The 23433-nt window shown below is 37.7% G+C and carries 23 protein-coding genes and 3 pseudogenes; 17 read left to right on the top strand and 9 right to left on the bottom strand.

Features of this window, described 5'->3' with window-relative positions:
- Window positions 1-3: 3 nt before the first annotated feature.
- The 10 genes from parC to rbsK all read left to right on the top strand — a co-directional run bounded on the left by parC (window position 4) and on the right by rbsK (window position 11602).
- Complete coding sequence (gene parC, locus JCM14932_RS07360) at window positions 4-2445, top strand: DNA topoisomerase IV subunit A (RefSeq protein ID WP_025024316.1); 2442 nt, start codon at window positions 4-6, stop codon at window positions 2443-2445.
- Between the two features lie 90 nt (window positions 2446-2535).
- Window positions 2536-3495 (top strand): LysR family transcriptional regulator, encoded by a 960-nt coding sequence (locus JCM14932_RS07355; protein ID WP_025024315.1) that lies wholly within the window; start codon window positions 2536-2538, stop codon window positions 3493-3495.
- Between the two features lie 22 nt (window positions 3496-3517).
- Window positions 3518-4453, top strand: coding sequence for a manganese-dependent inorganic pyrophosphatase (locus JCM14932_RS07350; protein ID WP_025024314.1), 936 nt, complete (start codon window positions 3518-3520; stop codon window positions 4451-4453).
- 183 nt (window positions 4454-4636) lie between these two features.
- On the top strand, window positions 4637-5533 hold the full coding sequence (gene rbsU / locus JCM14932_RS07345; RefSeq protein WP_025024313.1) for a ribose/proton symporter RbsU: 897 nt from the start codon (window positions 4637-4639) through the stop codon (window positions 5531-5533).
- A gap of 219 nt (window positions 5534-5752) precedes the next feature.
- Complete coding sequence (locus tag JCM14932_RS07340; protein WP_025024312.1) at window positions 5753-6775, top strand: LacI family DNA-binding transcriptional regulator; 1023 nt, start codon at window positions 5753-5755, stop codon at window positions 6773-6775.
- 2 nt (window positions 6776-6777) lie between these two features.
- Window positions 6778-7170, top strand: coding sequence for a D-ribose pyranase (rbsD, locus tag JCM14932_RS07335; protein WP_025024311.1), 393 nt, complete (start codon window positions 6778-6780; stop codon window positions 7168-7170).
- 18 nt (window positions 7171-7188) lie between these two features.
- Window positions 7189-8688, top strand: coding sequence for a sugar ABC transporter ATP-binding protein (locus JCM14932_RS07330; RefSeq protein WP_025024310.1), 1500 nt, complete (start codon window positions 7189-7191; stop codon window positions 8686-8688).
- Window positions 8672-9658 (top strand): ABC transporter permease subunit, encoded by a 987-nt coding sequence (locus tag JCM14932_RS07325; protein WP_025024309.1) that lies wholly within the window; start codon window positions 8672-8674, stop codon window positions 9656-9658. Before JCM14932_RS07330 ends, JCM14932_RS07325 begins: the two co-directional genes overlap by 17 nt.
- A 23-nt stretch (window positions 9659-9681) precedes the next feature.
- The gene (locus JCM14932_RS07320) at window positions 9682-10641 is read left to right on the top strand and encodes a D-ribose ABC transporter substrate-binding protein (RefSeq protein WP_025024308.1); all 960 of its coding nucleotides are present in this window, start codon (window positions 9682-9684) and stop codon (window positions 10639-10641) included.
- 40 nt (window positions 10642-10681) lie between these two features.
- Complete coding sequence (gene rbsK, locus JCM14932_RS07315) at window positions 10682-11602, top strand: ribokinase (RefSeq protein WP_025024307.1); 921 nt, start codon at window positions 10682-10684, stop codon at window positions 11600-11602.
- A gap of 295 nt (window positions 11603-11897) precedes the next feature.
- Here rbsK and JCM14932_RS07310 read toward each other — a convergent pair whose 3' ends face one another.
- The 8 genes and pseudogenes from JCM14932_RS07310 to JCM14932_RS07280 form a co-directional block, all read right to left on the bottom strand.
- The gene (locus JCM14932_RS07310; protein ID WP_025024306.1) at window positions 11898-12326 is read right to left on the bottom strand and encodes a GNAT family N-acetyltransferase; all 429 of its coding nucleotides are present in this window, start codon (window positions 12324-12326) and stop codon (window positions 11898-11900) included.
- A gap of 1 nt (window position 12327) precedes the next feature.
- The gene (locus JCM14932_RS07305) at window positions 12328-12762 is read right to left on the bottom strand and encodes a MarR family winged helix-turn-helix transcriptional regulator (protein WP_025024305.1); all 435 of its coding nucleotides are present in this window, start codon (window positions 12760-12762) and stop codon (window positions 12328-12330) included.
- Between the two features lie 107 nt (window positions 12763-12869).
- A pseudogene (locus JCM14932_RS14920) lies at window positions 12870-13444 on the bottom strand (LOG family protein).
- A gap of 18 nt (window positions 13445-13462) precedes the next feature.
- On the bottom strand, window positions 13463-13753 hold the full coding sequence (locus JCM14932_RS17130) for a hypothetical protein (RefSeq protein WP_235700557.1): 291 nt from the start codon (window positions 13751-13753) through the stop codon (window positions 13463-13465).
- Window positions 13750-14211: a site-specific integrase gene (locus JCM14932_RS17125; RefSeq protein ID WP_235700556.1), complete on the bottom strand. Its 462-nt coding sequence runs from the start codon at window positions 14209-14211 to the stop codon at window positions 13750-13752. Before JCM14932_RS17125 ends, JCM14932_RS17130 begins: the two co-directional genes overlap by 4 nt.
- 179 nt (window positions 14212-14390) lie before the next feature.
- A pseudogene (locus tag JCM14932_RS14910) lies at window positions 14391-14866 on the bottom strand (PTS sugar transporter subunit IIA).
- Between the two features lie 16 nt (window positions 14867-14882).
- Window positions 14883-15929 carry a MupG family TIM beta-alpha barrel fold protein gene (locus JCM14932_RS07285; protein ID WP_025024304.1) on the bottom strand — a complete coding sequence of 349 codons (1047 nt, stop codon included), beginning with the start codon at window positions 15927-15929 and terminating at the stop codon, window positions 14883-14885.
- Between the two features lie 89 nt (window positions 15930-16018).
- Window positions 16019-16564, bottom strand: coding sequence for a bifunctional transcriptional activator/DNA repair enzyme AdaA (locus tag JCM14932_RS07280; RefSeq protein WP_025024303.1), 546 nt, complete (start codon window positions 16562-16564; stop codon window positions 16019-16021).
- A gap of 84 nt (window positions 16565-16648) precedes the next feature.
- Between JCM14932_RS07280 and JCM14932_RS17120 the strand changes: the two genes are divergently transcribed.
- From JCM14932_RS17120 to JCM14932_RS07250, 7 genes and pseudogenes are all read left to right on the top strand, one after another.
- The gene (locus JCM14932_RS17120) at window positions 16649-16963 is read left to right on the top strand and encodes a methylated-DNA--[protein]-cysteine S-methyltransferase (protein ID WP_051528086.1); all 315 of its coding nucleotides are present in this window, start codon (window positions 16649-16651) and stop codon (window positions 16961-16963) included.
- Window positions 16909-17157, top strand: coding sequence for a methylated-DNA--[protein]-cysteine S-methyltransferase (locus JCM14932_RS17115; protein ID WP_162149788.1), 249 nt, complete (start codon window positions 16909-16911; stop codon window positions 17155-17157). Before JCM14932_RS17120 ends, JCM14932_RS17115 begins: the two co-directional genes overlap by 55 nt.
- Window positions 17144-17920 carry a Cof-type HAD-IIB family hydrolase gene (locus JCM14932_RS07270; RefSeq protein ID WP_025024302.1) on the top strand — a complete coding sequence of 259 codons (777 nt, stop codon included), beginning with the start codon at window positions 17144-17146 and terminating at the stop codon, window positions 17918-17920. Before JCM14932_RS17115 ends, JCM14932_RS07270 begins: the two co-directional genes overlap by 14 nt.
- A gap of 118 nt (window positions 17921-18038) precedes the next feature.
- Complete coding sequence (locus JCM14932_RS07265; RefSeq protein ID WP_025024301.1) at window positions 18039-18773, top strand: ABC transporter ATP-binding protein; 735 nt, start codon at window positions 18039-18041, stop codon at window positions 18771-18773.
- 24 nt (window positions 18774-18797) lie between these two features.
- Window positions 18798-19448, top strand: a complete 651-nt coding sequence (locus JCM14932_RS07260) for a TetR/AcrR family transcriptional regulator (protein WP_025024300.1) — start codon at window positions 18798-18800, stop codon at window positions 19446-19448.
- A gap of 181 nt (window positions 19449-19629) precedes the next feature.
- A pseudogene (recQ, locus tag JCM14932_RS14900) lies at window positions 19630-21326 on the top strand (DNA helicase RecQ).
- 163 nt (window positions 21327-21489) lie between these two features.
- Window positions 21490-22344, top strand: coding sequence for a metallophosphoesterase family protein (locus JCM14932_RS07250; RefSeq protein ID WP_025024299.1), 855 nt, complete (start codon window positions 21490-21492; stop codon window positions 22342-22344).
- A 659-nt stretch (window positions 22345-23003) separates the two neighbouring features.
- Here the strand turns inward: JCM14932_RS07250 and JCM14932_RS07240 are convergent.
- Window positions 23004-23420, bottom strand: coding sequence for a MarR family winged helix-turn-helix transcriptional regulator (locus JCM14932_RS07240; RefSeq protein ID WP_025024298.1), 417 nt, complete (start codon window positions 23418-23420; stop codon window positions 23004-23006).
- Window positions 23421-23433: the final 13 nt, after the last annotated feature.

Genomic DNA, 23433 nt, shown 5'->3' with positions numbered 1-23433 from the left:
ATATTGGCTAAAAATTCTCCTAAAATTCAAGACCTGCCGTTAGAAAAAATAATGGGAGATCGTTTTGAGAGATATTCAAAATCAATTATTCAAGAAAGAGCGTTACCTGATATTAGGGATGGTTTGAAGCCAGTACAAAGAAGAATTTTGTACTCAATGTTCGTTGATGGAAATACTTTTGACAAAGGCTTCAGAAAGTCTGCTAAAGGTGTCGGTAATGTCATGGGTAACTTCCATCCCCATGGTGACTCTTCAATTTATGAAGCAATGGTTCGTTTATCTCAAGATTGGAAACTACGTGATCCGTTAATCGAAATGCACGGTAACAATGGTTCAATGGATGGTGATCCACCGGCTGCCATGCGTTATACCGAAGCTAGGTTAAGTAAAATCTCCACAGAAATGTTACGTGATATTAACAAAGCTACAGTTGATATGGAATGGAACTTTGATGATACCGAAAAAGAACCCAAGGTATTGCCGGCTAGATTTCCTAATCTCTTGGTCAATGGTGCAACTGGTATTTCAGCTGGTTATGCGACCGAGATCCCGCCACATAACTTGGGTGAAGTCATTGATGCAACTATTAAGTTGATCGACAAGCCTAGTGCTACACTGGATGATTTGATGGAAATCGTTAAGGGACCTGACTTCCCAACTGGTGGTATTCTGCAAGGTGCTGAAGGTATCCGTGAGGCTTATCAAACAGGACGAGGTAAGGTATACCTGCGTTCTAAGACATCGATCCAAGAAATAAGAGGACACAAATCACAAATCGTTATTACTGAGATTCCTTACGAAGTTAATAAGGCACTCTTGGTTAAAAAAATGGATGAGATGCGTGTTCTTAAAAAGGTCGACGGAATCGCTGAAGTTCGTGATGAAAGTGACCGCCAAGGATTGTCTATCGTTGTTGAATTGAAGCGAGATGTTGATGCACAGGGTATTTTGAATTATTTATTTAAGAATACTGATTTGCAGATATCATATAACTTTAATATGGTTGCTATCGCTGATATGCGCCCACAACAAGTTGGTCTGGTTCAAATCTTAACTGAATACGTTAAGCATCAAGAAGATGTTGTTTTAAGACGTAGTAAGTTTGATATGGAAAAGGCCAAGAAACGCCTACACATCGTTGAAGGTCTGATCAAAGCTCTGTCTATTTTGGATAAGGTTATCAAAACTATCCGCGGTAGTAAGAATAAGTCCGATGCTAAGAATAATTTGGTTAAGGAATATCAATTCAGTGAAGATCAAGCTGAAGCCATTGTGTCATTGCAACTTTATCGTTTGACTAATACCGATGTGACTGAACTTCAAAAAGAAGATAAAGAGTTAACTGATCAAATTAAGTCACTAGACACAATCATTAATGATCACGGAACTCTGATGAAGGTCATCAAAAAGGAACTTCGTCAAGTTCGTGATACATACGCTGATGATCGTCGTACTAAGATCGAAGCTAAGATTGCTGATATCGAAGTTGACACAAGCGTTCTAGTTGCAAGTGAAGATGTTCGTTTGTTAGTCAGTCATGATGGATATGTAAAACGTAGTAGTTTACGTTCATACCAAGCTTCAGATGCTGGTGACAATGGCTTGAAGGACGAGGATTATCCAATCCTTGATCAAGAGGTTAATACATTAGATCATTTATTTATCTTTACTGATAATGGTAATATGATTTATCGACAAATTTTTGAAGTCGATGACAATCGTTGGAAGGATACGGGTTCTCACCTGTCACAAGAAATTGGTTTGGCAAATGACGAATCGATCCTCAAAGCGTTCGTCTTTAAGAACTTGGAAGAAAAAGGTACTTTCTTAATCGGTACGAGTGAGAACTACATTAAGCAAGTTGCTTTTAGCGACTTGTTGCCAGGTAGAACTTATAAGTCACGTGCCAGCCGTTATAGCAAGTTGAAGACTGATGATGCCAAGGTTATGGATGTGTATTACATTCCTGAGGATGGCAACGGACAGATCTATGTCTTCACAGAGCATTCATATGCCTCAGCCTTTCCACTTAGTGAAGTCCCAGTTGTCGGTAGTAAAGCTGTCGGAGTTAAGTTTGTCAGTCTTAAAGATGATGACAAACTAGCCGGTTATTTCTTATCAACCGATGAAAGTGACAAGATTGCGTTGTTGACACAACGTGGATCGTATAAACAAATGAAATTATCAGAGATTCCATCAACTAGTCGTGCTCGACGAGGAGTCTTAACATTACGTGAATTAAAGCGTGCTCCACACCGAGTTTCATTGGTAACTAATATTTCAGGTGATGAACAGTTATCTGTTGTTACTGATACTAATCAAGAAATCTCATTAGATGAGAGTTCACATCAAAACGCCGATAGATATTCGAACGGATCATTTGTCATGGATCCAGAGACTGACGGAAATCCAATCAGATTTGTGAAAAATGTAATAGAAAAATAATAAATACAACAAGATTATTTCTAGTTTGTATAGTATGATTGTTCCATGGAATTAGAAATATCTTTTCACAATGATTAGGAGGACGTCTTATTGTTAGACGAAAAATCAAGACGCGTATTTAGTTCTAAAGCATTGAACTATTTTGACGAATTAACAAAAAATATGAGCTACACAAAAACTGCTCAATCATTAGGTATTACACAACCAGCGTTGACTCAGCAGATCAAAAAGATCGAACGAGTTGTTGGTGTTCCGTTGTTTTACAGTATGGGTAAGAAAATTTATCTAACTGATGCAGGAACATCACTTTTGAAGGCAACGCATGAGATCTTTGATGTTATCAACTCTGTTACAGACAAGATTCAACAAGAGTCGTCTGATAAGACTGGTACGATCAGTATTGGTTTATTATCCACTGCAGAATCAGTAGTCATTGAAGATTTTATTGTTGAGTATAATCGCATCAATCCTAACGTAGAAATTGACCTTAACCTCCTTACTCGTAAGGAAATTTGGGATCATATTGAGAACAACCGAATTGATTTGGCAATTATGTACTTGCCTGATAAGAATATTAAGAATTGGAAAATCTACAAGTCAAAGAAAATCATTAATGATAATATCGTTTTAGTACACAATGACGAGAAGATTTATAAGAAGGGTACCGCTAGTTATAGGGATGCCATCGAAAAACCATGGGCTGCCTATTTAAAGGATTACTATTTATCTGACTTGTTAAAAGAAAGATTTAGAAATGCTTTGGTAGATCAGCCAACTGTGGTTGCCAGATTCTCTTCACCATATCAATTGCTTAAATTTGCACAAGGTTCAGAGGATATTTATACGGTCCTACCTTTGAGTTTTTGTATTGCACATGCATCAATGTTTAAACTTTATCAAACACCACTTGAACCTTCGGTATCAAGTGAATTATCATTTGTATATCGGGAAGATAAAGAGAAGATTCCTCGAATCAAGGAATTTCTCGACGAGTGGGATAATTTCTTAAATGATAAGAATTATATCGATCGTTTGAAGTCTTCAAGATAAATTAAAAAAGGGGAAATTTAGAATGACTAAGGAAAAAGAATTAGTTTTCGGACACAAAAATCCAGATACAGATGCTGTTGTTGCTGCTATTGCATATTCACATCTACAAAATGAAAGAGGCTTCAATACTGAAGCTGTTGCATTGGGCGAACCTAATGATGAAACAAAATTTGTCTTTGACAAGTTTGATTACAAGTTCCCAAGAATTATCTCTGCTGCTAATGGTGAAGTTAAGTCTGTAATGCTTGTTGATCACAATGAAAGCCAACAAAGCTTGGACGACATTGCTGATTTAAATGTTACACATGTTGTTGATCACCACAGAATCGCTAATTTCGAAACTGCTAATCCTTTGTACTACCGTGCAGAGCCACTTGGCTGTACAAGTACTATCCTTTGGAAGATGTATGCTGAACAAGATGTTGAGATTCCTGCCAACCTTGCAGGTATGATGGCATCAGCTATTATCTCAGATACACTTCTATTGAAGTCACCTACAACTACTGACCAAGACAAGGCTGCTGTTGAAAGCTTGGCTATGACTGCCGGTATCGATTATGAATCATATGGTTTGGAAATGTTAAAAGCTGGTACAAATCTTGATAGCAAGTCAACTAAAGAACTTATTGACATGGATGCTAAGAGCTTTGATATGAATGGCAATAGTGTTCGTATTGCTCAAGTAAACACTGTTGATGTTCCAGAAACATTGAAGAGAGAAGCAGACTTTACTGCTGACATCAAAGCTGAAAACGAAGCTGAAGGTTACAACTTGTTTGTACTATTGATTACTAATATTTTGACAAGTGACACTACTGGTTTGGTTTTAGGTGATGAAAAAGCTGTCTCTGTTTTCGAAAATGCGCTTAATACTAAGGTAGAAGATAATAAAGCATCATTACCTGGTGTTGTTTCACGTAAGAAGCAAATCGTTCCACCACTAAACGAAAAATTCTAAAGATAAAATTATGAAAGCGTTTCATTTATGAAAACGCAAAAATAAATTGTGAAATATGAATCTGTTTTCTTGAAAACGTTACCGTCAACAGGTATAATATTTTACATCATCAAAACTGCTGGGTTGTTTTTTGATCTGGCAGTTTTTTATTGGTGTTTATATTACAAAAGGGAGTTTTTTCAAATGAGTGCAGTTAACTTATTGATCGGTCTTATGCCTATGATAGGTTGGGGAGTTATGCCAATCTTGACAGGCAAATTCGGCGGTAGACCAGTCAACCAAATTCTTGGAACTACATATGGTACGTTGATTGCGGCAATCGTAGTGGCGTTGATCAACCAGACACCTATGATTGGTGGTAAGGAATTTCTTTTCACATTCTTATCAGGTGCAAGTTGGTCCTTAGGACAAGTATTAGTGTTCTATGCTTTCTCAGTAATGGGAGTTTCAAGAACAATGCCTATCTCTACGGGATTTCAGTTAGTAAGTACTTCATTATGGGGAGTATTTATCTTAGGTAACTGGAGTTCAAACGTTGCTAAGATCGTTGGATTCTTATCAATAGCAATGATTATCTTTGGTGTATATTTGACAACATATAGTGAGAAAAAAACAAGTTCAACTGATGTCGCTAATGGTGATGTCACACGTGGTGTTCTTTTAGTGTTAGTTGCAGCAGTGGGTTACTTAGGTTACTCAGCCTTTCCACAGGCAGTTACAGTTAATGGATTTGAAGCATTCTTGCCACAAGCATTAGGTATGGCAGTTTTCTCAACATTATTCGCATTGATTTCCAAAACAAATCGTAAAACGAAGCCATTCGCAACTAAGAGTTCTTATACTAATCTTATTAGTGGATTTTCATTTGCACTGGCTGCATTGACATACTTGATTTCTTCAAGACCAGATGTTAATGGATTAGCTACAGGATTTACACTTTCACAAATGAACGTTGTAATTGCCACTCTTGGTGGAATTTATATTCTTCATGAAAGTAAAACAAAAAAAGAAATGATTGCTGTTTTATCAGGCTTATTGTTAGTTGTCGTTGCCGGAATCGTTACGGCCTTCATTAAATAGATTTATAAAATAATTGATCACGTATCCTTTTTCAGGATACGTGATTTTTTTTTGCCATTTTGGCATGGTAATATCATATAACGATATTGATATTTATATATAACTCATAATTATGTTTAAACCACTCATAAAAAATATATTGACAGCGCTTTCACAACGGATGTATAATGAAAATCAGTTAGGAGCGGTAAAACGTTTTACTCAATTAGGAGGGATGAATTGAATGGGGCAAGTAAGAGTACAACGATTCGTGATGTTGCACAGTACGTAGGCATATCAGTTACAGCAGTTTCACAGATTTTGAATGGTAAGGGTGACAGATTCAGTGATGAAACAATTCGCAAAGTGCAAGAAGCTCAACGAGTTCTGAACTATCATCCTAATTTTTATGCTCGTGGTTTGGTTGGACAGCGTAGTAATTCGATCGGCATCGTGATACCCAATATCATGAATCCCTTCTTTGCCAGTTTAGTTCTAAGTGTAGAGAATGCTGCAATCCCAAAAGGAATATTTCCTCAGGTGTTTAGTGTTAATGGATTCCATGAGAATATTGATTATTTTATTGAGCAATTTATTTCCGGAACTCAAAAAGGACTGATTTTGGCGGCACCGGGTGCCTCGCAGGAAATCGTCGATAAACTGGCAATTTCGAACAGTTTGCCGATGGTCCTGACAGACCAGGCTGACTTGAGTGGTAATTACGACATGGTATTGATTGATGAATTAAAGGCTGGTGAGCTTATAGCAAGTCACCTTTTGGATCTGGGTCACACACGGATTGCTATTGTTTTGCCGTTTGGATTGACATTAAATTTAAAACACAGATTTGATGGATATAAATTAGCTTTTAAACTTCATCATGTTGCGGTTCCATTAGATTTAGTTTTTCAGTCGAATTTTGATCCTAGCGGCGGTGTCGATGCAGTTGAAAGAATCGTTGAGACCGATGCGACAGCGATAATTGCGATTAATGATGATGTTGCCATCGGCATTTATCGAGGATTATCAGCACATCACAAAAGTATTCCCGACGACTATTCAGTCGTTGGTTTCGATAATATCAATTTAACAAATTACTTAACACCACGTCTAACGACAGTTGAACAGCCAATCGATAAGATCGGTGAGCAGGCAGTTCAAATGTTAGTCGGTAAAATGACTGATCCAACTGCTGAACACCAATCGGTGATTTTAGATGTGAAATTAAAAATACGGGATTCAACAAAAAAATTGGAGATGTGAAAATGAAAAAAGGAACTGTATTAAATAGTCAAATTTCTGCAGTTATCGCTGACATGGGACATTTTGATACTTTATCAATTGGAGATGCTGGCATGCCAGTTCCAGCTGGTACAAAGAAGATTGATCTGGCGGTTGAAAAAGGCTTACCAAAATTCATTGACGTTCTGAAGAATGTTTTAACTGAACTTGAAGTTCAAAAAATCTATTTAGCCGAAGAAATTAAATCCCAAAATCCAGAACAACTTAAAAATATTCAAGCAGCTATTGATGTTCCAGTCGAGTTCGTTCCACATGACGAAATGAAGAAGCGGCTAGCAACTAACAAGGCATTCATTAGAACTGGCGAAGTAACTCCATATTCGAATATCATTCTAGAAAGTGGTGTCACATTTTAAACCTGAGGGGGTGAAAAAATGAAGATCGAGATGAAAAATATCTCCAAAGCCTTCGGTGCTAACAAAGTTCTCGAGGGTGTTGATTTTGCCGTTGAATCCGGAGAAGTACATGCCCTGATGGGTGAGAACGGTGCTGGTAAGTCGACGCTCATGAATATTCTGACGGGGTTATACGGTGATGATGGTGGAGAAATATTAGTTGATGGACAACCAACTAGTTATTCAGGTCCACTAGATGCGGAACAACATGGTATTAGTTTCATCCATCAGGAAATGAATAACTTCTTGGAAATGTCAGTTGTCGATAATATGTTCTTGAACAAAGAAATCAAGAATAAGTTCGGCATGATCAATGAAGATAAGATGCGCAAGCAGGCACGTGAATATCTTAGTAAATTGGGTACGAATATCGACGTTGATAAGCCTATCGGTACTTTAAGCGTTGGTCGCCAACAATTGATTGAAATTGCCAAGTCGATTATGACCGATGCCAAGATCATCATCATGGATGAACCGACTGCTGCCTTGACAGAAAATGAGATTGAACAGTTATTCGGTGTCGTGAATGAACTCAAGAAGCAAGGTGTAGGTTTCATTTATATTTCTCATCGAATGGAAGAAATATTCAAAATTGCTGATAAGGTCACCGTCATGCGTGATGGTATTTCGGTCAATGAATATATGACCAAGGATGTTGATATGAAACAGCTAGTCCGAGATATGGTTGGTCGTGAGATCGGTGACTTCTATCCGGATAGAGATCCTCATTTTGGTAAAACAATATTGTCAGTTAAGAACCTTACGGAAAAAGGTGTTTTTGAAGATGTAAGTTTTGATGTGCATGAGGGAGAGATTCTTGCCTTCTCGGGATTGATGGGTGCCGGACGTACGGAGATTATGCGTGCGATATTCGGTATCGATCATTATAATTCCGGAGAAATATATCTCGATGGCAAGAAGGTCAAGATCAAGGATCCTGAGTCAGCTATTAAACATCGAATTGGTTTCTTGACTGAGAATCGCAAGGATGAGGGATTGATCTTAGCCGATTCACTACGAGACAACATTGCCTTACCTTCAATCAATGGCTTCGTCAAGCATGGCTTGATCGATGATAAGTCGGTCGATGATTTTGCTAATCTGCTGATGAAGCGGCTGACAGTTAAAGCTATGAATGAGCAAGTTACTGCCGGCAGCTTGAGTGGTGGTAATCAACAAAAGGTTGTCTTAGCGAAGTGGGTCGGATCTGGATCAAGGATCTTGATCTTAGACGAACCAACAAGAGGAGTTGATGTCGGAGCAAAGAGAGAAATATATGATTTGATGAACGAACTAACTGATAGGAATGTTGCTATTATCATGATCTCGAGTGATTTGCCAGAGGTCCTTGGTATGAGCGATAAGATTGCAGTCGTTTATGAAGGAAAGATTTCGGGGATTGTAGACACAAAAGGTGCCACTCAGGAATCAGTAATGACATTGGCGACAGGAGGGGCAGATAATGCAAGAGCAAACTAAGTCAGTTGAGGCTGAAAAAGCAAAAGGATTTGATTTTAAAAAATTTGTTGGGAAGATGGGTCCACTGCTAGCACTGATCGTCTTAGTGATTTTGGTAACAGTGCTGAGTCCAGGATTCATTCAGCCTAACAACTTATTGAACTTGTTGCGTCAAGTTTCCATTAATGCCGTTATTGCATTTGGGATGACGTTCGTAATTTTGACTGGTGGAATTGATTTGTCGGTTGGTTCTATTTTAGCTTTGACAGGAGCAGTTACCGCCACATTACTGTCGGCAGGAATCTCACCTGTGATCGCGCTGTTAGCCGGAATTGCATTGGGCTCACTACTTGGATTCGTCAATGGACTATTGATCGCCTATGGTAAGGCAGCTCCATTTATTGCTACATTGGCTACCATGACAATTTTCCGTGGTGCCACCTACGTGTTCACTAATGGTAATCCGATCACTGGGGCTAAGATGAACGATAGCTTCTTGTTCCAATTCATGGGTAGAGGTTATCTTCTCGGTATCCCATTCCCAATCTTCATTATGGCAATCGTCTATCTAGTACTATATCTGTTACTACACAAGACAACCTTCGGTCGTAAGACCTATGCACTTGGTGGTAATGAGAATGCTGCATTCATCGCTGGTGTTAAGACTAAGATGGTCACAATTTGGATCTACACGATCTCAGGTTTGATGGCCGCCATTGCCGGAATTATTTTGACATCACGTTTGAGTTCGGCACAACCGGATGCCGGTACATCTTACGAAATGGATGCTATCGCTGCGGTTGTATTGGGAGGTACGAGTCTTGCAGGTGGTAAAGGTCGTATCTTCGGTACCTTGATCGGTGCTTTGATCATCGGAACATTGAACAACGGTATGAATTTATTAGGTATTTCTAGTTTTTATCAACAAATCGTCAAAGGTATCGTAATTATTATCGCTGTATTATTAGATCGCAAATCTAACGACAAATAATAATCTTAAGGGGATTAAATACAATGAATAAATCTTTGAAACGTATCATTGCACTTATTAGTGTTACATTTATCGCAATTTTTGCACTTGCCGCATGTGGTAAGTCAGGACTAGACTCTGGAGATTCAGGTAATTCCAAAGTCGAGAAAAAGAGTCCTAAAGATTTGAAAGTTGGGGTTTCACTCTCAACACAATCAAATCCATTCTTCGTTTCAGTTAAAAAAGGTATTCAAGGTTTGGCTGACAAGAAGAGTACTAAGGTACAAATCTCAGATGCACAAAACGACACAGCCAAACAAAACAATGATATTGAAGATTTAATTACTAAGAAGGTTGATGTTTTGATCATCAACCCAGTTGATTCAAGTGCTATCACACCTGCTGTTAAAGATGCTAATGATGCAGGAATTCCAGTTATTACAGTTGACCGTTCAGCTGATGGTGGTAAGGTTCTTTCATTAGTTGCTTCAAATTCAACAAAGGGTGGTCAAATGGCTGCTAAATTCATGATCGACAAGCTAGGTAATGATGCTAAGATTGCGGAATTACAAGGTATCCCAGGAGCTTCAGCAACACGTGAACGTGGTAAAGGTTTTGACAATGCTGCTAAAGATAAATTAGATATTGTCGCAAAACAAACTGCTGGATTCGATCGTGCTAAGGGTCTAAGTACAACAGAAAATATTCTTCAAGGTAACAGCGACATCGTTGGTATCTTCTCACAAAATGACGAAATGGCTCTTGGTGCAGTCCAAGCTGTTAAGGCTGCGGGTAAGGAAGTAACAATAGTTGGATTTGACGGTGAAGATGATGGTATTAAAGCTGTTAAATCAGGTAAGATGGCCGCTACAGTTGCCCAACAACCAGAAGAAATGGGTAGATTGGCTCTTCAAGCTGCATATGATCACTTCAATGGTAAGACAGTTAAGAAGAGCATTGAATCACCATTGAAACTTGTTACTACAGAAAGCTTGAATAAATAATAGCCAGTCACCTTTTAATTATCAGTAAGGGAGATCTATTATTATGAATAAAGTAACTGTAGTTGGCAGTATCAATGTTGATAGTATTCTACATATAAAACAATTACCGCAGCCGGGTGAAACCATAGGGATGCAATCATTCTCTAAAGCTGCAGGTGGAAAAGGTGCTAATCAAGCTGTTTCCGCAGCTAGATCAGATGCCGAAACTTATTTCATCGGATGTGTTGGTGATGATAGCAACGGTGAGTTCATGCTCAAACAATTGAACGATAACAGGATCAATACTGACAACATTAGAACAGTCACAGGTAGTAATACCGGTCAAGCCTATATCCTCCTTCAAGAATCTGGGCAAAACTCAATTATCGTTCAAGCTGGAGCTAATTTTGAACTAAACCAAACTGACATCCAAAATGCAATGGAGACCATTCAGACAAGTGATTTTGTTATTTCAGAATTTGAAACACCAATGGACACAGGAATCATCGCCTTTCAGTTCGCTCACCAGGCAGGGAAGAAGACGATTCTGAATCCAGCACCCGCAAATGATGAAATACCAGCTGATCTCTTATCACTGACAGACTTGATCGTACCAAATGAGACTGAAAGTGAATTGATCACTGGAATTAAGATCACGGATGAACAATCGATGGAAGATTCAGCTAGATATTACGAAAGATTTGGTATCAAGAATGTCATCATCACGATTGGTGAACATGGATCATATGTGTCGCTCAACGGTACCGGTAAAATAGTACCGGCATTCAAAGTCGATGCAGTTGATACCACCGCGGCTGGGGATACCTTCATCGGTGCCTTGGCATCAGTGTTAGAAACGGATTTTTCTAATTTGTTTGATGCAGTTACTTATGCAAGTAGAGCGTCATCGTTAACTGTTCAAAAATTAGGAGCGTTTCCCTCAATACCAGCTAGACAAGCAGTGATTGATGCACAAAAATAGTAATAAAAAACACGTCAGATTAAAATCTGGCGTGTTTTCGTATCAGGGAATTGATGGAATTTTTTAGTTGATCTATATCGTATTTTAAATTTATCGTATATTTAATTTTAAAATTGGGAGGGGTATCATATTTAATATTCATTAGTGGGAAACCACAATCAATTAAAATGATAATCTAAGGAAATATCCATCAGGTAGAAGGTACTTAGCTACCTCTATCTGACACCGTTAATATAGTACCTTTTGCTAAATAGTAAAAGATAAAAGTCTTGAAATGAGTATTTATTTTTTTATATTAATTCCTAATCATTTTTATGTGAGGGGTGTGATTGAAGAGAAATGGTTCGCCGACACTATGAAAATCGAACTTTTTATAGAAATCTTCAACATAAGTCTGCGCTTCAATGACTATTTCTTGATGAGGATGATTTTCATTAATAACTTTGATGATCTCTTCGACTAGCTTTGCCCCTAAGCCAGTTCCACGATGATTCTTGTCAGCGACGACTCGACCGAAGGTGATGTGGCCATTTTCTTCAAAAATTCGTGCATAGGCAACTATCTTTTTGTCTTCATATCTGAAGATGTGAATTGCATGGAGGTCATTTTCGTCTACTTCTTGGTAAACACGGTTTTGTTCGACAACAAAAGTCTTAACTCTTAGATACATTAAGTCATACAATTCCTGTGCGCTCAATTCATTGAATCTTTTTACGTGCCACATATTACTCACCATCGGTTTCGAATAAAATATTATTGATTGTTTCAAAGGCTTGGTATAACTCTGATTGTTTTTCAGTGGACAAGCTTTCAATTAAATTTTGAATTTGAATATCTGAATCAGTATCGATTTTTGCTAGTAATTTTTTACCATTATTTGTTAATGAAATATCTTTGGATCTAGCATCGGTAGCTGAAGCAGATTTTTCGATATAATTTAATTTGGTTAATTTCTTGATGATGCGGCTAGTGTAACTAGCATCTAGGTTTAACCTTTTAGCAATATTCATTGGTGTTGATCCATCTGTAATGGACATCAGTACGCGAGCTTCGGGAAAACTGAGTTCAGTATTAAAGACGCGCTTATTTAGTAGTCCTAATGTATTTGTATATTGACGATTGAATTTTCTAATTAAACCAATTTCGTTTTTATTTAACATGTTGCATCTCCTTTAGTGGACAAAAGCCATTATATTCTAACTAGTGGCTTTTGTCCACTAAAGATAATAAAAAATCCTAAAGCCAAGTGATGGCTTTAGGAAACTTATTATTTAGCATTTTTAAATGAGCGCAACTTTGGTGGTGTATATGTGTCGATGAATTCTTTGATTTCATCTAGTGAGTCACTAAATAGTAATTTATCACGATCAGTTTTTGTTAAGAATTCATTTTCAGTCATCGTATCAAAGAATGTTTCGAGTGCATCGTAGTAATGATTTACATTGTAGAAGATGCAAGGATTATTATTATCACCAATTCTAGTCCATGAGTAAGCTTCAGAGATTTCCTCTAGTGTGCCGGGACCACCAGGTAGGGCGATGCTGGCAATCGAATTATCTAACATGGCTCGCTTTCTAGCATCCATGCTGTCGACGATATCTAGTTTAGATAGATCAGTCTGTGACAAATTACGTGATGCCAGGCTCTCAGTGATAATTCCATGGACGTAGCCATCGTCAGATAAAACTGTTTCGGCGAGAACACCCATTAAACCAAAGCGTCCGCTCCATAGGTCAATCCATAATTGTTTTGAGTTATCCAATGTGCCAAGTTTTTGGCGGCAGTAATATAGATGGGATCATTACCTGTGGCAGCACCACAGTATACAGCAATATTTTTCAAATAAGTCACGCTTTCTATTTAATCATTCATGAAGTTCAATTCACGTTTTAAACGACGATAATACAAAAGGGATGCAGTTTCAAGTGCATCAAGGGCACGTTCTTGATCTTCAGATAAATCTTTGGTGCTCAAAGCCATCAAGATGAAGGTCGTGTAGAGTTTTTTGGGAGCTAAGTCCAAACCTGTGCTTTCACTGTCACGTTTGAGATCACGATGTAGAGCAGGAACTGTCAACAAGGGTGAATTGGCACCTTTATTGCGGCTGAGGAACAAATTCTGATTGTTCCACTGTGATCTTAATGGCATCATAAAGCTTGATAGCTTTCGATAAACTTCTGTTCCAAAGTTGAAAATTTTAAGTCATTAAAAGTTCGGTAAAAATCTGGTTCCATTGCTTCTTTGTAATTGAATCCTTTGGAGATTATTAGAATTAGTAAACGGGTATAGATGCTGAGATCTGAATTCAAATATTTCGGAAGATTTTGGAATACCTCTATCGGGAAGTCGCTTTGTTTGGGAACAACGACACTATTTATGTTAAGTGTGGGTATCTCTGGCGTTCTCTTTAAACTGAAGAGATATTTGAAGTAGACATTCAAATTACTGATGACCTTATTTATCGTACTGGGACTGAGGTGCAAGTTCTCCAGCATAAAGTTCTTGAAGTTACGAACGTCCATCTCGTGAACATCTTTGATATCCTCGGTGATCTTGTATTCATCATTGTGTTGAATCGTGTAAGAAAAAAAGTCATTCAGAGAGTTCATATATTCAGTGTGAGCTCGTGGTGAAATATGACGAGTTTTTAAGTAGCATTAAAGCCAGTCAAGTATGGGATTTTTGACATATGAAACCTCCTTTATATTAGTATAATTATACCGTAAATGTTGATACAATCGTATTCTGGTGTATTAAAAAAATCATTCATAAAAATGAATGATCGTTTTTATAATTCAATATCAAAGACTGGATCGCCAGTAGTTATGTTTCTTTCAGTGTAGCTTATCTTGTTTTTAATTTCGTTTGTATCAGTAATAATAACCATTACTGTATCATCTTTGCCAGCAGCTTTGATCTTTTTTAGATCCATTTCGGCTAACTTTTGGCCAGCGGTGACTTTGGTACCTTCTCGGACGGCATGGTGAATGGTCCACCGTTTAGTTCAACGGTATCGATTCCTAAGTGCAGCATGATTTCAAGTCCGTGCTTACTTTTAAGCATGATGGCATGCTTGGTGGGGAAGATAGTGACGACAATGCCGTTAACTGGAGATACGATAGTGCTGCCATCAGGGATGATGGCTAGACCGTCACCCATCATTTTTTTGGCGAAGACAGGATCACTTACTTTCTCAAGATTTATCAATTGACCGCATACGGGGGCAACGATAGTTTCGATTTTTTTATGAGAAAAAAGTCCCATGTAAAATCTCTTCCTTTCAAAATTGATTATGGATCCTGGTGATTTTGAATGCTGAACCAGAATCGATATATGATAGTAATTTCAGATCACTTTTAATGATCGTACCAAGTACATTAACGTTTTGACTGGCAGGCAGGTGTCGGCAGACGATTTGAATTTCGCCCATATAATTACCGTAATTACGATTATCAATTGTTACGGATCCGAAGACGCGCTCGATATTATTAGTGGGACCAATGTTACGATGGTTCATTTCTCGGCTCTCAGTCAAACGAATCACATCACGAGCCGGATCTTTGCGGTTGTGAAATACCTTTGTGAATAAGTAACTCGGTGTACCGATTTTAATATCGGATATGTGCAGTGGTATGTACCCGTCAATGAAATAAGCGTTAAATGATTTTCTCAAGTCAATGTTGAGATATGAATCACCAATGACGATACCGTCAGTATTTAGCTTATCTAACTCAACGGCCGAGATAAATGGACTGGTGCGTCGATGACGTTCCAATGTCGGCAGCCCCTCCATTAAAGGACCTCGATATGGCTTGTTGCCGGCAACGAAAGCTTGAGTCTTGAATCCCAGCTTATGTAACCAGCGATTCTTCTGTGCGAGCCAGGTGAGGTCGAGTCCAGTATCGGGATGAGGATAATAGTTATACCAGGCTTCTAGTGTGTGAAAGTCAATATCCGACTTCTTCAATTCAGTAATATCAGCATCATCAATTGTGCCAGCATTGAGTGCAACAGTCGTCTGCTTACTTAGTGCAACGATATCATCACACGAGAAGCTATCGTCAAGACGTAAGACGATGTCAGCATCGTTCAATCTGTTATGGAGTATGTGTAATGACGGCTTATCAATATTGATAACCAATTTTAAGTTTAAACTATTAACGGTTGTAATCAATTTATCGAAAGCTTGAAGATATTTTTGTGGATCTTTTTCAGGGATGTGAGCCGATGTGAATACTTCTGAAAAACCGTAATTTTTCATACTCTTGAAGTATCGTAAAGTTTCATCATCTAATGTTTGGTCCAGGTAAAAAGAGAATCCAATCATGTGCTCCTCCTTAGTGAAAACGTTAACTTAAATATATGATATTATTTTTTGAATAATATATCCATATATTTTGACAATTGATTATAGTATCATAACTTTTGTAAGCGAAAACTGTCTGGCGTTTGCATAAATTGCCTTCTAAAAACAGTTATAAAATAAGTATCACTAGAAAAGCCGACTCTTAACGCGATTGATTTGATAGATAGATCGGTTGTTCGTAATAACTTTTTTGATTTATTCAAACGCAGGTCTGTTAGGTATTGTCGGGGTGTCAAGCCACTCTCAGCTTTAAAAGTTCTTTGTAGATTGAATGGACTACCGTGACATTCAGCCGCAATGGTTGAGAGAGTCAACTTCTGTTGGTAGTTATTGTTCAAATAAGCTTTTATTTCTGCTACCCAATCAGTGTTGGTGACTGAACCAGTCGGCTGACACCTTTTACAGGGACGAAAGCCAGCGCTAATTGCCTCGTTGGTTTCCTTGAAAATCAACACGTTATTCTTCAAGGGCTCACGTGAATGACAGGATGGCTTACAGAAGATCTTCGTAGTTGTTACACCATAGTAGAAGTCACTGTGAACGTCATTATGGATTATCTGTTGCCAACGATATTCTGTTAGAGGATATTTTTTCATTTTTTGACTTCCTAATAATTTGAGAGCAAGATTTTTAAGTGAATTGTAGCATATACTAGGGATATACAAAAGTAGGTGTTAATTATGAAAGAACTTTATTATCAAATAATTGAGTTTAGAAACCATAAATATATTATTGCGGTAACTGATAAGGGATTAGCGTATGTCGGATTGAGGGATGAGACGTTATCTGATATGTCAGTTTTTTACCCCAAAGCCGATTTTGTTGAAGATAAAATGCGTACTCAGGAATATGCGAATGAAGTCATGGAGTACTTACAGGGTAAAAGGACCAAATTTGATTTAAAGATAGATATATCGGGTACGAAGTTTCAAGAATCTGTGTGGCAAGCTGTAGCAAGATACCTTATGGAGCTGTATCCAATTATTCGAAGATAGCCAATGCAATCAATCGACCTAAGGCGGTGCGCGCCGTCGGAACAGCAATCGGCAGGAATCCAGTGCCGTTAGTTATTCCATGTCATCGTGTGCTTGCTAAAAACGGCACATTAGGTGGTTATCGCGGTGGGTTAGCTATGAAGTCAGATTTGTTGCAATTAGAGAGGGATGTACAGAAGTATGAATCAATATAAAATAGCTTTTTTTGATATTGACGGCACGTTAGCGGGTCATAAGACATCAGAGGATAATACCATTTTGAGTCGAATTCCAGAATCCGCTAAGGTTGCAATAAAGCAATTGCGTCGAGCTGGGATTGAGCCAGTCATAGCCACTGGAAGAAACTACGGAATGATCAAGGACATTTTAGCTGACCTAGATGTTGATAGTTTTATTGCTAATAACGGTCGCTATGTTGTCTTTGATCATCAGACGATTGCACATGATACGTTTGATGAAGCACATCTAACGGCAGTGGTAAATTATTTCATGGATAACCAAATTGAGTTTTGTTTTGAAACAGTTGAGAAATTATACATTTATGAAAGCTCACATTTTATTGGTGATGGTTCCATGGAATTAGAGAAAATTCCTGACGGAATTATCCCTGATAATATTATTCAATTGATCGTTATGAATGATGACGATGTACCAGAGACTATTCCGGTAGATGGAATTAAAATGTTGAAAGTTGCTCGTAATGTCTATGACGTAACTATGAATCAATCAAGTAAAGCTATTGGTATTCAAGAAATACTGACGAGCATGGATATCAAAGCAGAGGAAACAATTGCTTTTGGTGATGAGGTCAATGATTTACCGATGTTCGATAAGGTTGGATTTTCGGTAGCTATGGGTGATGGCAATCCAGATGTTTTGAAGGTTGCTGACTACGTGACAACTGGTGTTTATGATGATGGGATTTTGAATGCCTGTAAAGATTTAGAGTTGATTTAAAACTTCAATTAATGTTGGAGTTTTTTTATTTACTTCCTTATGAACATGAAGTAAAATTTATTTATTAAGTTAGTGAATACTCACTCACCAAATTTGAGGAGACTTATATATGAATAATATGAGTGTAATTGCTTTAAATAATGTCGTAAAGAGTTTTGGTAAGCAGACGGTGCTCAATCATGTCAATATGCAGATATATCCTGGACAAATTGTCGGATTGATTGGACCATCTGGTGCTGGTAAGTCGACAGTTATCAAAGTTATTCTTGGTATGGAATTAGCAGATTCAGGCCGTACGACTGTTTTCGGTAAAACCATGCCCAATCGTGAGTTGCTGAGTAGGATTGGCTATATGGCACAGTCAGATGCTCTGTATGAGTCACTGAGTGGACGTGAGAACCTCCAATTCTATTCAGATATGAAAGGATTGAACAAACGTAGTGCAGCAATGCAGATCAATCATGTGGCGCAAGTAGTGGACCTGATACCTGATCTGGACAAGCGTGTTAGCGGCTATTCTGGTGGTATGAAGCGTCGTCTTTCTTTGGCAATTGCCTTGTTGGGTAATAATGATGTACTGATATTAGACGAGCCGACTGTTGGTGTTGATCCCGCACTTCGTCGAAGCATATGGAACGAGCTAAAGAATCTGCGTAATCAGGGTAAGACGATCATGGTCACGACTCACGTCATGGATGAGGCAGAGCTGGTGGACGAAGTCGCCCTTTTACTTGGTGGTAGTATTATTGCCTATAGTGATCCATATTCATTGAAGCAATATTATCAAGTTAATTCGATCGAAGAAGTTTTCTTAAAGGCGGAAGCCATTTATAATGCCAATAATCAATATTAATGTGATACAGGAAGGTTAATTAGGATGAGTGAAGATATAGTATTTAAGGATCTTAATGATTGGATCGAACATAGTAAAATGCCAAATGGCAAGCGTAATGTATTGAAGGCCGCCATCAAACTGTTTGCTGAACGAGGTTATGATGGTACATCGACGGCAGAAATTGCTACGGAATCAGGGATGAGTCAGGCGACTATTTTTAAGTATTTTAAGACTAAGGATATTTTGCTCAAGTCTATCATTGAGCCAGTCATTAAACATCTCTTGCCCGAATACGGTGGTAAGTTTATTAACGATGTCTCTGATCATAGCGCGACCTTGGAACAGATGATACATTTCATTATCCGAGATAGATTTAACTTCTTGGTTAACAATAAAAGTGCAGTTATGATTCTTATTTCAGAATTGCTGATAAATGACGATATTAAGGAAATGGCACTAGAATTTGTGAATGAGAAGAAAGGTCAGTTCGTTGATGTAATCTGGAAAGGGATGCAAGAGACTGGTCAGTTAAGGGATGATATTGATTTGTTATTCGTATTACGTACGATTGCTAGTCAATTGATTTTCTATTTCATTCAAACTCAAAAGCTGTTACCAGGCACTTCTGATGAGAAAATTGATCAAAACCTCATGAGAATTGAGTCTGCTGTTATTCGTTCGATTTCAAAATAATATTTCTTAGTTTGCGGGTATGCAATATCGTGATATGCTAGTAAATGTACTTTTTAATTGAGGAGCATTCAAATTGGATTCGCAGTCAGTTTTGAAAGATGTCTTCGGGTATGATCATTTTCGCCCAGGACAACGAAAAATAATTAATCACGTATTAAATGGTGATCGAACACTAGGAATTATGCCAACAGGTGGCGGTAAGTCAGTCTGCTATCAACTTCCAGCAATCATGTTTTCAGGATTAACATTAGTCGTTAGTCCTCTAATCTCATTGATGAAGGATCAAGTTGATAGTTTGAATGAAATGAATATACCGGCCACTTTTATTAACAGTACCTCGATTATCGGGATCAAGAAGAACGCATGCGATATATTGAGTCTGGTGCGGTTAAACTTTTGTATGCTGCTCCAGAACGAATTGAGAATCCAGAGTTCTACAGTTGGCTGTGTCAATTACCAATCGACTTAGTAGCTATTGATGAAGCGCATGTTTTGTCATCGTGGGGCCATGACTTTCGGCCTAGTTATCTGAATATTATTGACCCATTGAATCAATTGCCTAGTCAACCAGCGTGGTTGGCATTAACTGCAACTGCTACAAGTCGTGTTCAAGATGACTTGGTGAAGATTCTGGATATTCCAGATGATAATATTGTCAAAACTGGTTTTGCTAGAGATAATATTGCTCTAAAAATCGAACGTGGTGTCAGTAAGCTTCCCTATGTTCTGAATTATGTGAAGTCACACAAGAATGAATCGGGAATTATTTATGCTGGCCGTCGTAAAGATGTTGATGCTATTTATGAATATTTAAATGAACACGGCATCAAAGCTGGCCGTTACCACGCTGGATTAGATGATGAAGAACGTCATCAGCAGCAGGAAGACTTCTTATTTGATGAAGTCAATGTGATTGTTGCAACGAATGCATTTGGAATGGGTATCAATAAGACCAATGTTCGCTATGTCATTCATTTTACGATTCCGGGGACAATTGAGAGTTACTACCAAGAAGTGGGTAGGGCAGGGCGTGATGGACTGCCAGCAGAAGCTATTTTGCTATATACACCAGCGGATTTACGATTGCATAGGTTCTTCATTGAGCAGTCTGAAGCAGACGATGACTACAAACGGAGTTTGTCGGAAAAATTACGTGAAATGAATCAATACGCAATGACTGAAGTATGTCTAATGCGTTATATTCTGCGATATTTTGGAGAAATAACCGAAGAAAATTGTGGCCATTGTTCTAACTGTCTAGATAATCGTGAAACAACTGATGTGACTGACGATTCACAGAAGGTATTAAGCTGTGTTGTTAGAATGGAACAGAAGTATGGTAAGAAGACAGTAGGAAGAGTGTTAGCTGGGAAGGCTGATGTGGCAAGTGATTGGCGTAATTTCGGTAAATTATCGACGTTTGGTATATTGCATGATTGGACGTTGAAGTCAATCAATGAGTTTATTGAATATTTAACAGCTAACGGCTACTTGATAACTACCAGTGGCCAATATCCATTGCTGAGGTTAACTAAAAAGGGTGCCCAAGTCCTCAAGGGACAGGCAACAGTGGCACGTAAAACCGTTACGATTCGTGTTGATCAAGTTAAAGAAATTGCTAATGACGGCACATATGATGAGAAATTATTCGAACGTCTTAGAAGATTACGTTTGGATATTGCTCATGCACAAGATCTGCCACCATTTGTTATCTTCTCTGATAAGTCACTACGTGATATGTCACAGAAAATGCCTGAGAATGCAAATGAGTTCTTAGCAGTTAACGGAGTTGGTAATGCCAAGCTTGAACGATATGGTGAACGATTTATTGAATTGATCAAAACTTATAAAAATGAACAAGATGAAGTTAAAAATTAATCGAAATAAGAGATTTAAGAATCTCTTATTTTTTGATTTAAAAGCCGATTTTTTGTATAATTTGTAAAATTAAATGTTTTACGAAAACATAAGAAACAAAATCAACCACAATTGACCAAACGTTCGACGACCTCTATACTTTTAAGTGAAATGAGATGAAAAAATGACTAGAATCGCACTATTATCAGACGTTCACGGAGATATTACTGCTCTACGAGCAGTCGTGGACGATTTAAAAAAGGAAAAAATTGAAGAATCATGGTACCTTGGAGATCTTCTAATGCCAGGTCCTGGTACAAATGAACTATTTGAAATGCTCGATTCAGTGAATACCACTATATTGCTACGTGGTAACTGGGATAATTTCTTGTTTGAGGACGTCAGCAAACTCACTGAACGTGACCTAAAGGACCCTGTAACACCTTATATACTAATGTTAATGAAGTATACTCTAAACAAGACCAAACCTGAATATCTTGAGAGATTGAAGAATGCCCAAATATATAAATCCGTAGATATTAATGGCAGCAAGATTCTTTTGACTCACAATACCAAAGAGCGTAATTTTGGACATGAATTGCTGCCATATCAATCACAGGCGCATTTTGACGACCTGTTCGGTGATATAGACTATGACTTGGCTGTATACGGTCATACACATCACCAGATAATGCGTACCAGCAGCAAGGATCAACTAGTCATAAACCCAGGGTCAATTGGACAACCATATACTGAACGAATTAAGTTTAGACCTGACAGACGTGCTCAGTATGCAATTATTGATGTTGATGAGTATGGTTATGCGGATATAGAGTTTAAAAAGATCGCATATGATGTCGATCATGAATTAGAGTTAGCTAAAAATATGAATCTGCCGTACATTGAGTTGTATAAGAAGCTATTCACTGAAGGAATTGCATACACGCACAATCAACCTGAGTTGAAGAAATATATGAAGATGCATGATTATAAGTCGCAAGCAATGAAATTCTATAAACAATTGATGAACTTTGAGTAGTATGCGTTTTGCTACTCTTAAAATAGCACTTCGCATAATATATATTATGTAACCTTAGATTTAATATTCTAGTTAATCATCAAAAAAGAACTCTCCTCTCTTAATTATTGTGTAATTTTGAGATTTGGGTTCTTTTTGTTGTTTATCATAATTGTACTAAAAAAACTAAATTGCTAATTATATTAATAACTATTGAACGTTCTATTAAGAATGAGTTTTAAAGTTTCAGATCCAGCAATATATTTTCTTATGTTGCGTAAGATTCTATTCATCTTAAACTTGTGACTTGTGGCAATTGAATAAACGTGGTCACGTAAATTCAAATCCTGATTGCTAATCTTAACTTGCATGCTGCCGGAACTTCTTGGAATTTAAAGCATGTGTTTTTGATCTGTGGACTTGATAGTTTTATTGGTCTTATTCTTTGAGGTGTTGTAGTTTCGGGATCTATACGTTGTACAATCCTCGATCATCTGTTTTATTGTTTTTCCACTTTAGCAACGGGTGAACTTGGGTTACGTGTTTAATAACTACTTTTGCTGGAATAAAAACTCTTTTGAATTATTTGGATTATTTTTTGCGTTTTGCTCGGTTTTGGTGTATTAGTTTTTTTTTGTTACTTTTGGCTATGTTTTCGTAAAACATATATTATAACTGAATCAAAAACTAATAATTTCATTTAAAATTTTACGTTCGTTGCTAGACAATTTTTCAATTTCATCTTGCATTGCTGACTTAATATTCTCAGCATTACGTACAACTAATTTCTTCCCATCGTTTGTTAGTGTAACGATCAAGAACTTTTTATTCTTTGAATTTCTGTTTTTTTCGATAAAGCCTTTCCCCCATAATGCCGATAGTGATCTACTCAACTGTGATTTCGTGATTTTTAAAAAGTCCATTATTGTTGACGGTGTTGACTGATGTCCCTCAGACACCCATATAACCATTAATATATCGGCCTCCAGCTTAGTTATGTATTGATTCTTTGCTCCTACATACATTTCCGATTGAATTGCTCTAGCGAGCCTAACCGTAGTTTTAATGAAGGTAAAAAATTCATCATCGTTATTCATATATGTTTCCCCT

It is taken from the genome of Companilactobacillus nodensis DSM 19682 = JCM 14932 = NBRC 107160, assembly GCF_000615905.1.
Taxonomy (GTDB): Bacteria; Bacillota; Bacilli; order Lactobacillales; family Lactobacillaceae; genus Companilactobacillus; species Companilactobacillus nodensis.
The sequence above is the reverse complement of the archived record's forward strand: the minus strand, read 5'-3'. Positions and strand labels throughout refer to the sequence as shown.